Annotated in this window: 14 protein-coding genes; 6 read left to right on the forward strand and 8 right to left on the reverse strand. The window is 63.8% G+C overall.

The annotated features are described in order from the left end of the window. The 4 genes from CXQ91_RS08885 to CXQ91_RS08900 all read right to left on the reverse strand — a co-directional run bounded on the left by CXQ91_RS08885 (nucleotide 1) and on the right by CXQ91_RS08900 (nucleotide 4,995). Entirely contained in the window at nucleotides 1–708 is a 708-nt protein-coding gene (locus CXQ91_RS08885; protein WP_104173555.1) for a GntR family transcriptional regulator, read from the reverse strand. A 144-nt stretch (nucleotides 709–852) separates the two neighbouring features. Then, a complete protein-coding gene (locus tag CXQ91_RS08890) occupies nucleotides 853–1,932 on the reverse strand; it encodes an alkene reductase (protein ID WP_104173556.1) in 1,080 nt (359 codons plus the stop codon). Nucleotides 1,933–2,014: 82 nt separating this feature from the next. After that, entirely contained in the window at nucleotides 2,015–3,070 is a 1,056-nt protein-coding gene (locus tag CXQ91_RS08895) for a 2,3-butanediol dehydrogenase (RefSeq protein WP_104173557.1), read from the reverse strand. 134 nt (nucleotides 3,071–3,204) lie between these two features. Then, complete coding sequence (locus tag CXQ91_RS08900) at nucleotides 3,205–4,995, reverse strand: NAD(P)/FAD-dependent oxidoreductase (protein WP_104173558.1); 1,791 nt, start codon at nucleotides 4,993–4,995, stop codon at nucleotides 3,205–3,207. A 213-nt stretch (nucleotides 4,996–5,208) separates the two neighbouring features. On the opposite strand from CXQ91_RS08900, the gene CXQ91_RS08905 reads away from it, so the two are divergent. Further along, entirely contained in the window at nucleotides 5,209–6,516 is a 1,308-nt protein-coding gene (locus CXQ91_RS08905) for a GAF domain-containing protein (RefSeq protein ID WP_104173559.1), read from the forward strand. 70 nt (nucleotides 6,517–6,586) lie between these two features. Here CXQ91_RS08905 and CXQ91_RS08910 read toward each other — a convergent pair whose 3' ends face one another. Both CXQ91_RS08910 and CXQ91_RS08915 read right to left on the reverse strand, forming a co-directional pair. Then, nucleotides 6,587–7,522, reverse strand: a complete 936-nt coding sequence (locus tag CXQ91_RS08910) for a PKD domain-containing protein (protein WP_258073901.1) — start codon at nucleotides 7,520–7,522, stop codon at nucleotides 6,587–6,589. Nucleotides 7,523–7,525: 3 nt separating this feature from the next. Continuing rightward, nucleotides 7,526–8,179, reverse strand: coding sequence for a DUF6318 family protein (locus CXQ91_RS08915; RefSeq protein WP_181038831.1), 654 nt, complete (start codon nucleotides 8,177–8,179; stop codon nucleotides 7,526–7,528). 310 nt (nucleotides 8,180–8,489) lie between these two features. Between CXQ91_RS08915 and CXQ91_RS08920 the strand changes: the two genes are divergently transcribed. The 4 genes from CXQ91_RS08920 (at nucleotide 8,490) to CXQ91_RS24740 (ending at nucleotide 10,875) form a co-directional block, all read left to right on the forward strand. Further along, the gene (locus tag CXQ91_RS08920) at nucleotides 8,490–8,924 is read left to right on the forward strand and encodes a pyridoxamine 5'-phosphate oxidase family protein (protein ID WP_104173561.1); all 435 of its coding nucleotides are present in this window, start codon (nucleotides 8,490–8,492) and stop codon (nucleotides 8,922–8,924) included. A 59-nt stretch (nucleotides 8,925–8,983) separates the two neighbouring features. After that, nucleotides 8,984–9,403 (forward strand): very short patch repair endonuclease, encoded by a 420-nt coding sequence (locus CXQ91_RS08925; RefSeq protein WP_104173562.1) that lies wholly within the window; start codon nucleotides 8,984–8,986, stop codon nucleotides 9,401–9,403. Between the two features lie 153 nt (nucleotides 9,404–9,556). Beyond that, nucleotides 9,557–10,711: a glycosyltransferase family 2 protein gene (locus CXQ91_RS08930; protein ID WP_181038832.1), complete on the forward strand. Its 1,155-nt coding sequence runs from the start codon at nucleotides 9,557–9,559 to the stop codon at nucleotides 10,709–10,711. Between the two features lie 11 nt (nucleotides 10,712–10,722). Then, complete coding sequence (locus tag CXQ91_RS24740; protein WP_181038833.1) at nucleotides 10,723–10,875, forward strand: hypothetical protein; 153 nt, start codon at nucleotides 10,723–10,725, stop codon at nucleotides 10,873–10,875. Between the two features lie 48 nt (nucleotides 10,876–10,923). On the opposite strand, the gene CXQ91_RS08935 is transcribed toward CXQ91_RS24740, so the two are convergent. Continuing rightward, a complete protein-coding gene (locus CXQ91_RS08935) occupies nucleotides 10,924–12,141 on the reverse strand; it encodes a glycoside hydrolase family 26 protein (RefSeq protein WP_258073902.1) in 1,218 nt (405 codons plus the stop codon). Between the two features lie 235 nt (nucleotides 12,142–12,376). Here CXQ91_RS08935 and CXQ91_RS08940 point away from each other — a divergent pair, with 235 nt between their 5' ends. Then, nucleotides 12,377–12,778, forward strand: coding sequence for an Hpt domain-containing protein (locus tag CXQ91_RS08940; RefSeq protein WP_181038834.1), 402 nt, complete (start codon nucleotides 12,377–12,379; stop codon nucleotides 12,776–12,778). Between the two features lie 17 nt (nucleotides 12,779–12,795). Here CXQ91_RS08940 and CXQ91_RS08945 read toward each other — a convergent pair whose 3' ends face one another. After that, nucleotides 12,796–13,551, reverse strand: coding sequence for a response regulator transcription factor (locus tag CXQ91_RS08945; protein WP_181038835.1), 756 nt, complete (start codon nucleotides 13,549–13,551; stop codon nucleotides 12,796–12,798). Nucleotides 13,552–13,628: the final 77 nt, after the last annotated feature.

Raw genomic sequence — 13,628 nt, forward strand, 5'->3', positions numbered from 1 at the left:
CTAGCCTTCCGGGGCGTCGGCGATGGCGCGACCGCGGACCTTCCGGACGTGCTCGGCCATGGCGGAGGCGGCCTTTTCGGGTTCCCCCGTGGACAGCGCGTCCAGGACAGCCTGGTGCTCGGCGATGGCGTTTTCAGCATCCGTGATGCCGACGCCGCCGAACAGTCGGAACCGCTGCACTTGGCCTCCCAGTGCAGCGTAGGCGGCCACCATGAACTGGTTTCCGGTTTGTTCGGCGATTAGCCGGTGGAAGCGTTCGTCGGCTTCGAGGTAGTCACGGTATTCAGCGAATGACGGGCCCCGCGGCGCAGTCTTCAGGTCGGTCACGGCCTGTTCCAGCTGGGCGAGCCGTTCCGGGGTCAGCCGTGCACAGGCGAGGCGGGCGTTCACCGGTTCAATGGCGAGCCGGGCCTCCATAAGCTCGGCAAAGTCCTCGCGGGTGAAAACCGGCGCCACGCGGTAGCCCTTAAGGGCCACGCGGCGGACCATGCCGGTGTGCTCCAGCCGGGCCAGCGCTTCGCGGACCGGCGTAGGCGAAACGTCGAGATCCCGTGCGGTTCCGTCAATGCTGACAGTGGCGCCCGGCTCGAGCCGGCCATCCATCAGTGATTCCAGCAGCTCCTCGTAGACGTGGTCGGCCAGCACTTGGCGGCTCACAGGCCTGCCTTTGCGGGTGCCGGGACTGTTGATCTGGGACGGACGCTGCATGTTCAGATCCTATAGGGCTGGCACGAAGCAGCTCGCATGGACGCCGGTGGGAACGAGAACGCGGGGTCACATCCTGTCCGATAACCTCAGGCCAAAGGACTCGATGCGACCCCGCGTTGCTATGTGCAGCTGCGAGCTAAGACGCTAGTTGCGGGACTCCTCGTAGAAGGGGTAGTCGGTGTATCCTGCTGCGCTGTCGCCATAGAACGTGGCCTGGTCCGGCTCGTTGACCGGCAGGCCCTCGCGCCAGCGGCGGACGAGGTCCGGGTTGGCGATGGCAGGCCGGCCCACGACCACTGCGTCGGCATGGCCGTCGGCAACCAGGGAGATGGCTTCATCGCGGGAGGTTACGACACCGAAGCCGGTGTTGACCAGGAACGTGCCCCTGAAGCGGGCCTTCAGGTCCTGGACCAGAGCGCCGGATGGCTCGTTGTGCAGAATGCTCAGGTAGGCAAGGTTCAGCGGCGCGATCGTGTCCACCAGGACTTCGTAGGTTGCGCGGACATCGGCGGGGTCGTTCTCCGCGATCCCCTGGACGCCGTGTGCCGGTGAGATCCGGATCCCCACCCGGTTTCCGCCGAGCGCTTCGACCACGGCGTTGACGGTTTCGATGACGAACCGTGCCCGGTTCTCGGGAGACCCACCATAGCCGTCCGTCCGCACGTTGGTGTCCGGCGCAAGGAATTCGTGCAGCAGGTAGCCGTTGGCCGAGTGCAGCTCAACGCCGTCGAACCCTGCCTCGATGGCGTTCCGTGATGCCGTCACGATTTCCTGGATCACCACGGGCACCTCATCGGCGGTGAGCTCGTGCGGCACGGGGTGCGCCTGCTTGCCCTTGTACGTACGGGTTTCAGCCTCGAGGGCGATGGCGCTCGGTGCGACGACCTGGTGGCCGCCGTTGATGTCCTCGTGGGAGACCCGGCCGCCGTGCATGATCTGCGCGAAAATCCGGCCGCCTTCGGCATGGACAGCGTCCGTGACCTTCTTCCAGCCGGCAATCTGTTCGGCGGTGACAATGCCGGGCTGCCCGGGGTAGGACCGGCCGGCGGGGCTGGGGTAGGTGCCCTCGCTGACGATCAGGCCAAGCGAAGCGCGCTGGCGGTAGTGCTCAACAACGAGCGCACCGGGCACGCCCTCCTCGCCGGAGCGGAGGCGGGTGAGCGGCGCCATTACCAGGCGGTTGGGCAGTTCGAGCTCGCCGAGAGTCATGGGGGAAAACAACATGCGCGGTTCCTTTCGAAGCGGATGGGGTCCACTGGGCTCAACTGGGGCGCGCGTGCAACTATTCCGCAAGAGACGGGGATCACTAAGGGTGCACGATGATCTTCACCGCCGTGTCGTTGTGGTTGATGAGCGTATCGAAGCCCTTGTCCACCAGGTCCTCGAGGGCAATTCGTCCGGTGATGAAAGGTTTGAGATCCACTTTCCCTTCCTGGACCAGCTTGATGGCAGCCGTGTGGTCGCCCCGGTAGGCAATGGTGCCGCGCAGGTCGATTTCCTTGAGGACGATCTTCTGCATGTCCACCGTGGCCGGACGGCCCCAGATGGACACGTTGACCACCACACCGGCAGGCTTCACGACGTCGAGCATGGTGTCCAGCACCGCGTTCACCCCCGCGCACTCAAAGGCTGCGTCCGCACCGGCTCCGCCGGTCAGCTCGAGTACGCGCGCCTTGACGTCGTCACTGCTCGGGTCGATCACATGATCCGCGACGCCGGACGACGTCGCCTTCTCCTTGCGCGCAGCGGACAGTTCGGTCACCACGGTGGTGACGCCGATCCCTTTCAGGACTGCCGCCGTGAGTAGTCCGATGGGACCTGCACCGCCGACGACGGCGACGTCCCCGGCTTTGAGGCCGCTCCGGGCGACGGCGTGATAGGCCACCGCGAGGGGTTCGATGAGCGCGGCTTCGTCCAGCGGGATGCTGCCAACGGGATGGACCCAGCGTGAGTCGACCACGATCTTTTCGCTGAGTCCCCCGCCGCCGCCGGCCAGTCCGATGAAGCCCAACTTGGTGCACAGGTTGTAGTTGCCCTCCCGGCACGGACCGCATTCGTCACAGACGAAGTAGGGTTCCACCACCACACTGTCTCCGATGGCGAGCCCGGTAACGCCCTCGCCCAGTTCCTCCACAGTGCCGGAGAACTCATGACCCAGGGTGACCGGGGCGGCCTCGTGTGACAGCCCGTGGGGGTGCCCGGGCGGTGGGGTGAAGATGGGCCCCTCCAGGAATTCATGGAGGTCTGTACCGCAGATCCCGCACCAGGCGACGGCGATCTTCACGGCTCCGGGGCGCAGCCCCGGCTCCGGAATGTCTTCGATCCGGAGATCCTCGCGGGCGTGGAATCGTGCTGCTTTCATGATGTCTTCCTTCGCATTACGGGCCGTGGATGCACCCGGCCAGGCGCACCCACGGCATGTCGTTGGATTTTCACAGCAGGGGCCGTCACCCCCAGTGTGGTTCCCGTGTTGGTGATTGTCACGGCCCGTCGGGGTCAGCGCGCGTGGTGGGTGGGCTGGAGTTCGTAGACCGGCGTCGGCAGCCCCTCCATCCGGGCCTTCAGCTGAAGCGCCAGGTAGTTGGAGTAGTGGCGGCTCTGGTGCAGGTTGCCGCCATGAATCCAGAGACTCCCAACATTGGTGGGCTTCCACATGTTGCGCAGTTCGCCCTCCCACGGGCCCGGGTCCTTGGGCGTGTCCGAACCGTACCCCCAGCACTTGCCGACGGCGTCCGCCACCTCGGGCGAGACCAGGTCGGCCAGCCACCCGTTCATGGAACCGTAGCCGGTGGCATAGATGATGACGTCGGCTTCAAGCTCCGCCCCGCTGTCCATGACTACGGCATTGCCGGTGATCTTGCTGACCTGGCCGTTCGCGAGCTTGACCCGTCCGTCGATGATCAGCTGGGAGGCACCGACGTCGATGTAATAGCCGGAGCCGCGCCGCAGGTATTTGAGGAACAGGCCGGAACCGTCGACTCCGAAGTCCAGGTCGAAGCCGGCGGCCTCAAGCTGGGAGTAGAACCCGGCGTCGCGCTTGGCCATCTCCTGGTAAACCGGGATCTGGGCTTCCGGCAGGATCCGATACGGCAGGGACGCGAACAGGAGGTCGGCCTTCTCCGTGGTGACGCCGTTGGCGAGCGCCTTCTCCGAGTACAGGTCACCGAGTGCGAGATCCATCAGCGACTCGCTCCGGGCAATGTGCGTGGAGGACCGCTGCACCATGGTGACGTCCGCGCCGTGTTCCCAGAGATCGGCGCAGATATCGTGCGCGGAGTTGTTGGAGCCGATCACCACGGCCTTCTTGCCCGTCCAGTCTCCACCGCCCGGGTGCTTGGACGAGTGGTACTGCTGCCCCAGGAAGGACTCGGCGCCGTCGAACGCTGGAACGTTCGGGTAACCCGAGACGCCCAAGGCGAAGACAAGCTGTTTGGGCCGCAAGGTGACCGGTTCGCCGTCGCGCACTACCTCAACGATCCATTCCTGGGACGCTTCATCAAAGCGGGCGTTGGTGCATTCGGTCCTGGACCAGTAGTTGAGCTCCATGATCCGGGTGTAGTGCTCCAGCCAGTCGCCGATCTTGTCCTTGGCGGCAAAGACCGGCCAGTCGTCCGGGAACTTCATGTACGGCAGGTGGTCGTACCAGACGGGGTCGTGCAGGTGGAGGGACTTGTAGCGGTTCCGCCACGAATCGCCGGGCTTCTCGTTCTTCTCCACGATGATGGTGGGCACGCCGAGCCTGCGGAGCCGCGCACCAAGTCCGATCCCGCCCTGTCCGCCGCCGATGATCACGGTGTACGGCTGGTCCTCATAGCCGAGCTTTGCCGCTTCCTCCTCCTTGAGTTCCAGCCAGGACTTGCGGCCCTTGCTGATCTGGTGCGCCACGCCCTTCTCCCGGTTGGGGCCCTTCTTTTCCTCGAATCCTTTGAGCTCCTGCATGGTGGTGAGCAGGGTCCAGCATTTGCCGCTGCGTAGCCGCAGGTGGGCATAGCCCCGCGCCTGGGCGGTTTCGAAATTCACCCACGCCTCGGTGTTCGCGGCGTCCCCGGTGGCATCCTCGGCCAGTTTCCAGTTGCCGGGCTGGACGTCGCCGAGCGTGGTGTCCAGCATGCGCTGGATTTCCGCTTTGCCCTCCAGTGTTTTGAGGTTCCAGGTGAAGGATACGAAGTCGCGCCAGTACGAATCGTCCTCGAACAGTTGCAGTGCGGCATCGGTGTTGGTGCTGCGCAGCGCCTCATCGAACTGCGCCAGCCAGGCCTCCACAATGCGGTTTGGTGTCTCAGGCATGATTCCTCTTTCCGTTGCTTTCAGTGAGCCACTCCCGGTCCGCCTCGCCATGACCGCCCCGTGACCCGCATCACAAGTAAAAGACGCCGAGGGTTACAATCGAGTGACATGGCCCTCTCCCCCGTTCCTTCGAGCTGTCTGCCGTGGGAACTGCTGGAGAGTGGCCTCCGGTTTTTGGCCGGATCGATTCGATGACGAGTTGGGAGATTGCGGATGCGGACGGGCACCGGCGCGGCCACCTATCTTCCTGACCTGAGGTTTACCGCGCCGGCGGAGTACGCACGTACGCTGCGGAAGGCCCATGAAGCCACGATTTCGGGCAATCCTGATCCGTTCCTTTCGCCGGGCATCATCAAGTCCTGGCAGCGATCGCTGGCACTGGGGATCGACCCGGATCAACACCGCCCCGTTCACCGGCACGACGTGTCCGAGGCGCGCTCGCTCAGCGCCGGGCACCGACTGGCCTACGTGATGCCGGCCTTGTCGCAGCTGCTGGCCGACGAGTCCGCCGCGGGCCGCCATCTGCTGATCGTCACGGATCAGCAGGGCGAGGTGCTGTGGCGGGTTGGCAGCCGGCAGGCGCTGCGGCTGGCCGATTCCCTGGAGTTCGTTGAGGGAGCCGACTGGTCCGAATCCGGTGTCGGGACCAACGCCATCGGCGAGGCCTTGGTGACCGGCGCACCGGCGCAGTTATTCAGCGCCGAACACCTGGTGCGCACCCATCACGACTGGGCCTGCACGGCAGCGCCGATTCGCGATCCGTTCACGGGCGAAGTCGTGGGAGTGCTCGATGTGTCCGGGCCCTTTGAATCGGTGACGCCGGACAGCCTCCGCATGGTGCGCTGCGGTGTTCGGCTGGCGGAGGAGCTGCTGAAGACGGCCGGCGCCCCGGCCGCCGGCCACCTCCTGCGGCAGCCGGCGAGCGCGGTGCGCTCAACGCTGATGCTGAAGTTGCTGGGTGACACTCCCAGCGCCGAGGTCGACGGCGGTGCCCGGCTTCCGCTGACTCTTCGCCGCGCGGAAATCCTGGCACTGCTGGCATCCCGGACCCAGGGGTGGAGCGCCGACGAACTGGCGTATCGGCTTCACGGCGAGGACGGTGCCGCAACAGCCATCAGGACAGAGATGCATCGAATCCGCGGCGTCCTGGGCAACGTGGTGGAACCCAACCCCTATCGTTTCTCTTCGGCCATCCGCGTCGTTACGGACGCGTCTGTCGTTGCCGGCCACTTGCGCGAGGGCCGGGTGCTGGACGCCCTGGCCGTTTACCCTGCAAAGCTGCTGAACCGTTCGGTCAACCTGTCTGTTGAACTGATGCGGGACGAGCTCAACGAGGCGGTGGGCGCGTCAGTCCGCGCAAGCGGGAATGCCCAACTCATGATGCGGTGGTGCGCGAGCGACATGGGTGCAACAGATACCGAAGCAGCTTCGGCAATGGCCAGCCTGGTAGGGCCTAGCGATCCGCGCTATCAGTTGGTTCGGGCGCAGATGGAGCGGGTGGACCGGGAGCTGCAGGCGTAGCTGCCGGTCGCGCCGATGGTCGCGCCGGAAGTGCGACTCCCTACGGAACCGTGCGGAGCCCGCGACGCTCTTACGGAGCCTGCGGCGCGACGCCCGGACAGCCTTGGCCCTGCGGATTCCTGATGCAGTCGTCGGCGTAGTTTCGGGTGACGGAACGCCAGACGCTGATCGTTTGAGGCAGCGAATTGAACTGCCCCTGTCCCGGGATGGGCAGCGGTGGGCCGTTGTTGACGGAGTAGGTCCCCTGGAAATGGGTTGTGAGCACCACCTGGAAATCGCCGGTCTGGGTGTAGACGTGGCTGGTGCGCGTTTTCTCACCCCACCGGCCCTGCGGAAGAGGGCCGCCCGCCGAGGGCTGCGGCCCCAGCGTGGTTCCGTCTCCGTAGTTCCATGTGTATTGAACCGGTGTCGCAACGACATGCACTTTCTGGGCGAGGATCGTGATGTCGAACTGCTGCTCGGCAGAGTCAGCATAGAAATTTGTTTCGGCTCCACGCAGAGTGTGCGGACTCGGCTGAGCGGTCACAGTTCCTGCGGCAACGGGGAGTTTCTGAAACTCGCTCTGGATTAAGGCTGCGATGCGAGGAAGCAGGTCCTCAGGCTTGGGGTCGAAGAGGCAGGTCGGTCCGGAATGGAAGGTCCACACCGGGTTAGGGATGCCCTTGGGCGCTTTTAGCCAAACAACAGGAATTCCGTCTTTCCCGTCGGGGCCATTCTTGCACTCCAACTGTCGCGCCAAACAAGGCGTGTCAAAGTCGCCCCCGCCTAAATGACATTGAAGTTCGTACTTGTACTGGTTGGGGTCTGTGTTGGGGGCACCGGGCTCCCGTGGGACCACCTTGCCTGTTGATGGATCGACGGTCCATTTGTCAGCGCCGACAGCAATGCCCTGATCCTCGTAACCGATACCAATGGGCGGGTCATCTGCGAGCGCCGCGACCGAGGTGCCCACATTGGAGACCACAATAATCGCAACGGTGACCAAGAATTTGGCGACCCAACGCATGGTCTACCGAATCAACCCGAGGTCGGTAAAGATCCAGCCGTTTGTGCCATAGGTAGCTGTCGCTTGGCTTGCTGTATTTGTGGGTTTTGTCGGTTCCTGGTAAAGACTGCCATCCGCCTTACGGATCCCGATCTGCTGCTGCAACACCTGAATTGTCGCCTGGGAAGCTGTTCCTGACGAGAGCTGAACCGTCACTGAGGGAGTTTCAATTGTTCCACCCTCAATCCATTTTCCGTCTCGCCATGCGCTCTCCACCCCCTTGCTGAGGCCCGCGCAGAAAACACATTCCGGACCGCTCATCGCTTTGAAATAGGACGTATCGCCGGTTTCATAGGCATAGCTAAGCGTTGAGTACCAATACTTCGCGAAAGCCTCCAGCCCCTCCTTCGTCTCCGCCTTCGCCGCCTCAGGCAGCACCGGGACCGGCACATTCTGGGCTTTGCCCTTGGCGTCTGCCGGTTTGTAGGCGGCGGACGGTGTAGGCGTGGGACTCGAGGTGGCTGAGGCCGACGCGGACTCTGAAGCCGACGGGGACGTCGGGTCGTTGCCCGGTGGATTACCACCGTCATTGCACGCTGTCAGGACGAGAGCTGTAGCAGCAAGAACTGCAGCCGCGGAATAGCGCAATCGTGTGAAGGGCGAAGTGCGAGATGTCATGGGCAGCTATTCCCCCAATAGTTTTCAAGACGTCCGAGCCGCCCGCCAATAAATCCGGACGATTATTAAAGGGTAACCGAGGTCACACTTTGAGGCTCAAAGTTATCCACAGCCATTGCCTCCGTTTTTACCACTCGGCGCAGACGTTAGGAAGTCACTAATATCCCGGCCGGGAGCCAAAAGCCGGCGAACGCCCGTCCGCATCCGGCAATCCCTAACGCGTGGCGGAGAGCCCCACTCAATGGCCCCTCGCATCCGAATAAGTCGTACGGCACTGGCCTTTGGCCGCCACCGACGGAACAATGAGCTCATGATGTTCACACATGCAGACAGTAAACCCATTCTGAACCTGGACGATGACCAGTCGTGGAAGCTCCTGGAGGGCACAAAACACGGCCGATTGGTAGTGACTGTGGCCGGTGAGCCGGATATCTTTCCGGTCAACTACGCCGTGAGCGGCCGGAAGCTCTACCTCCGAACCGCCCCCGGGAACAAGCTTGCGGAGCTGACGATTAATGCCAAGGTTCTCTTTGAGACGGACGGCATCATGTCCGACGAGGCCTGGTCCGTGGTACTTCGCGGAACTGCGCGGGTCCTTGACCAGTCCGCAGATATCGCGGCCGCGGAATCGCTCGGATTGAAGCCCTGGGTGCCCACGTTGAAGGACTTCTACGTGGAGATCGAACCGGTCTCGCTCAGCGGCCGGCACTTCCAGTTCGGCGAACATCCGGAGCGGGAAATCTAGAATCCCAGCAGGTCAGAGGCAGCCGGCCGCGCCGGATGTGGCCCGCCTAGACTTGAACTATGGTTGACCGGCTGAGTCCAGAACAGCGCAGCTGGAACATGTCCAGGATCCGGGGCAAGAACACCAAGCCGGAATTGTTGGTTCGCAGCCTGTTGCATGCGAAAGGTTACCGCTATCGCCTGCATGGCAGCGCGCACGGCGGCAAACTCCCCGGCAACCCTGATCTGGTGTTCGCGGGACGGCACAAAGTCATCTTCGTCAACGGCTGCTTCTGGCATTTCCACGACTGCAGGGCGGGTCAGCACTCCCCCACTGCGAACGCAGAATTCTGGGAAGCCAAACGGACGCGCACAAGGAACCGCGACGCCGAGCAGCGCCAGCTGCTTGAGGACTCCGGTTGGGAGGTGCTCACCGTCTGGGAGTGCGAACTCAAGGACACTTCCGCTCTGGAACAGCAGCTGGAGCGATTCCTCGCGTGAGCCCGGTCACTAAGGAAATCCGTGAAGGGAAAACCTGCGCAGACCTTGATGCAATCTTTGGGCTATCCCCGGACATTTACTGAGGCAGGGCCAACAGGATGGATCCCGTTGCCCTCAGGACGAGGGCCGTAAATTCCTTCTGAAGAGGCTTCTTTGCAGTCAGTATTACCACCGGCCACGGCGTCGTCTTTGCCGGACGACTCGGATCCCCGTGAGGCAGCCTGGCAACTGCGGGTAGTCGTCCTCGTCCCCGCCTACAACGAGGCCAGCTCCATCGGTGCCACCCTTGATGGTCTGATGGTGCAGTCCCGCCCTGCGGACCGGATCGTGGTGATCCCCAACGGCTGCTCGGATTCGACCGCATGGGCGGCCCGGAAGTACCCCGTCACGGTCATGGAACTGCCACGGCTTGAACACCGCAAGTCCGAGGCGTTGAACCGTGCCTGGAATGAATATGCGTACGACGCCGACGTGGTGATCTGCCTTGACGCGGACACTGTGCTGCCGCCCAACGCACTGGCGGCCTGGGCCCAGGAATTCGCCGCGTCAGAGACGCCTTCCGGAAGACCCTTGGGCGGGTCGTCGTCGAAATTCACCATGCAGGATCCCGGCATCCTCAGCAGGCTGCAGAAGGCAGAGTTCGCCACGTGGACCGACGTCGCGCTCCGGCGCGGGCGGACCAGCGTGCTGGCAGGAACCGGCTGCGCCATCAACAACAGTGTCCTTCGGCGGGTCGCGGCCCGGGACGACCGCGAAGGCCCTTGGGTCTATACCTCCCAGGTTGAAGACTTCGAACTCACCTACCGCATCCGGGAACTCGGCTATACCTGCCAGGTCTCCCCGGATGTCCGCGCCTACACGGACTCGATGAAGTCGGTAAAGGCGCTGTGGGGCCAGCGGATGAAGTGGCAGGTAGGCACCGTGGAGGACCTGCTCGAACTGGGCGTCAACCGGCTGACCCTGCGCGACTGGGGCCAGCAGGCCATGGGCTTGCTGGGGGTGTTCCTCAAGCTCCTGTGGCTCGCCGTTATGGCGGCGTCCCTGGTGCTCGGGGTTTTCCGGTTTGTCCTCTTCTGGTGGCTGGTGCCGATCCTTTTCGTGGCTCTGGACATCAAGCGGGCACGGCGGATTCCGCACCGCGACTGGAAGGACATTGCCCTCGCGGCGTCCTTCTTCCCGCAGGAAATCTTCATGTGGCTCCGGTCCGGATGGTTTCTGGCCTCCTGGTGGGCCGTGCTTACAGGCAAAATCACCCGGCGGCGGATTGACCGCTGGGAAGCGCAATACACAGCAGAGGAAATCAACTAAACATGTACGGAATGAACGCTGCAATGCCCGCGACTGGTGCAGGCGCCACTTTGGCCTACACCGGGCTCAATATGGGCGCAGGCCTGCTCACCGCCCTCGGCATCATGCTGATCGGCGTAGCACTCCTGGCCCTGGCCCGCCCCAGCGGCCAGGTCCGTCCCTAAGCGGCTCGGCGTCCCCAGGGGGTCCCGCGCGCCGCCCTGCACCAGCCGCTACGACGCCCGGCGGGCCGCCAAAGCAGTTTTGAATGCGGCCGCCGAGGCGTCGGTGCTGTTGATGCGCCAGTCGGTTTCCTTCTGAAGGTGGAACCAGACGAAGCCCATAACATCAGGCTGGGCTGCAAGATAGCTAACCAGGTCCGTGTTCCACGCGGCCTTGGAACCGCCCGCCTCACTCGAAGCCGTCTCGGCGATAAGGATGGGAACCCCGGGTGCCAGCGCACGCAACTGGGCTATCCCGGGGGCGAACAGGTCCTGCGGGGAAATCCAGCCGCTCCACGACGCCGAGGTTCCCCAGTTGTAGCCGTCGAGGGCCACAACGTCCACGTAACTGGCTCCTGGGAACAGACCGTCAAGATCCGTGGAACCGAAGTAGGGAACATTTGGGCTCCATACCCAGGACACGTTGCTTGCACCGGTCGCAGCAACGACGTCGTGAACATGCCGCCAGGCCTGGACGTAGTCCCCGGGCTGGTTTCCGTTCACGCCTTCGGCCCACGGGTACCAGTTGCCGTTCATCTCATGGGCGAACCTCAGCTGGACGGGCTGGCCCCAAGACGCCAAGGCCTGGCCCCACTGCGCAATGTGGGCGTCAAAGTCGCCGGCGGCAATCCTGTCCAGGGAGTAGGCGGGCTGTTCCAGGCCGCCGCCCCAGGCCCAGGGTTCCCACGTAACCAGCGGGACGGCGCCACGTGCCCGTACGGCGTTCATCTCCGTGATGGGCGGCGCCTGGAGGAAGTCCTTGTAGAAGAGCACGCTGGAGGGGCTCTCCCCCGCCAACTGCGACACTTCGTCCAGTTCAGCACTGGCCAGCGGGCCGCCGGCTGTGGCCACTCCAAAGCGCAGCGCCGCGGTGCTGACCGGCGGGACGGTGGGCGCGGGGGCTGCAGCAACCTTGAACACGGACGATGCTTTGACGGAGGAGGTTTTGGCCGTGATGGTCAGCGAACCAGTGGCTGCGGCCGGGATCGTGATGGAAGTGCTGAAGGCACCGGATGCCGCCGTGTTGAACGAAAAGGTGGAGGACCCGACGATGACGGTTCCTGTGGTGGACACCTTGAACCCTGTTCCGCTGACTGTCACCGCGGACCCTGCCGGTCCTGTATTCGGGTTGAGTGAAATCTGCGCGGCCGCCGGCGCTGCCTGGACGGGCTGGATGGCCGCCAAGGTCAGTCCCAGCCCGACAAGAAGGCCAACAAGAAGTGTCTTCACGGTACTGAACAAAGCGATCCCCGCAATCGGCTGGTGGCCGGAAGACCACAGGTCAGTTCGGTGCCGACAGGCACTTGTCCCGATCCTAAAGCTCAAGCGGGCAGTCTGATCAAGATTGGCGCAAATTTTTTTGGAAAACGCATTCCGCAGCCGCGGGAGCCCTACTGTAAAAGAGGCAAGGTTTATGTCCGCACCCGCTATCCCAGCTGTGCGAGGCAAAGGGAAGGGGTGTCCAATGGATGGACAGGATGGCGCCAGCCAGCCTTACGTTGACCCCGCCGTGCTTCAAACACTCCGCTGCGAACTCGAGCCCGACCCGGACTACTGCGTCGTGTTCGTCAACAGCTACATCCAGCAATTGCCGCAACGGCTGGACCGGCTCCGGAATGCCGTGGAAGCCATGGATTTGGATGCGGCCATGGACGCCGTGCTGAGCGTCAAGACGTCCAGCCAGATGGTCGGGGCGGCGTATCTGGGGATGCTCGCCGACGAACTCGAGACAATCCTGAGGCACCTGGAGACCCACCCGGGGATCCCCGCAGAGCAGCCGGCGTTACTCCAGCTGGCTCTTCTGGAAAGCATGGACGCCTGCACAGGCCAGACGGTGGCCGGTCTCTCCGCCGCCGTCGCGGCCTGAGCCCAGGGCCCTAAGAGTCAGCGTTCAGCTGGAGCCAGCCGGTAGCCCACGCCACGCACAGTCTGGAGCCACCGCGGATTCTGCGTGCTGTCACCCAGCTTCTTGCGCAGGTTTCCCATGTGCACTTCAACGGACCGTTCGTCGGCCTCGGAGATGTACCCGCCGACGTCGTACGGCTCGTCCCGCAGGCGCTTCACCAGTTCCGACTTGGTCCGCACCATCCGGCCGGCCTCAAGAAGGGCGTGCAGCAGGTCGAATTCAGTGCGCGTCAGGTGCAGTTCGCGCCCGTCCACGCTCACGGTCCGCGCCTCGTAGCTGAACTCGAGGCCGTTGTGCGTCAGCGTGTGGCCGGTGCCGCCCGCTGCGGCAGGTGCCTTGCCACCGGCGGAGGAGTCCGACGTCGAACGCGGACGCCGCATCATGGCGGCAACTCGTGCGCGCAATTCGCGGGGACGGAAGGGCTTTGTCAGGTAGTCGTCAGCCCCTGATTCCAGGCCGATGAGGGTATCCAGTTCCTCCGCACGCGCCGTCAGCATGACGATGTATGCATCGGAAAACTCCCTGATCTGGCGGGCGACTTCAAAGCCGTCGATGTCCGGGAGCCCCAGGTCCAGGGTGATGACTGCGGGATTGAGCTCCTTGGCCGCTACAACACCGGCCGCCCCGCTGCTGGCCACTTGGACATCGAACCCGGCCTGGACCAGCACTACCCGCACCAGTTCACGGATGTCGTGGTCATCCTCGATTACCAGACCCACACGTGATTCACTCATCGCAGCCCCCTCAGTCCGCTCGATACCGTCAGAAGTATAGCGGTCGCCGGATATCGTGGTGGTATGCGTCCACTAAA

Source organism: Arthrobacter sp. Y81 (assembly GCF_002929335.1).
Lineage (GTDB): Bacteria > Actinomycetota > Actinomycetes > Actinomycetales > Micrococcaceae > Arthrobacter.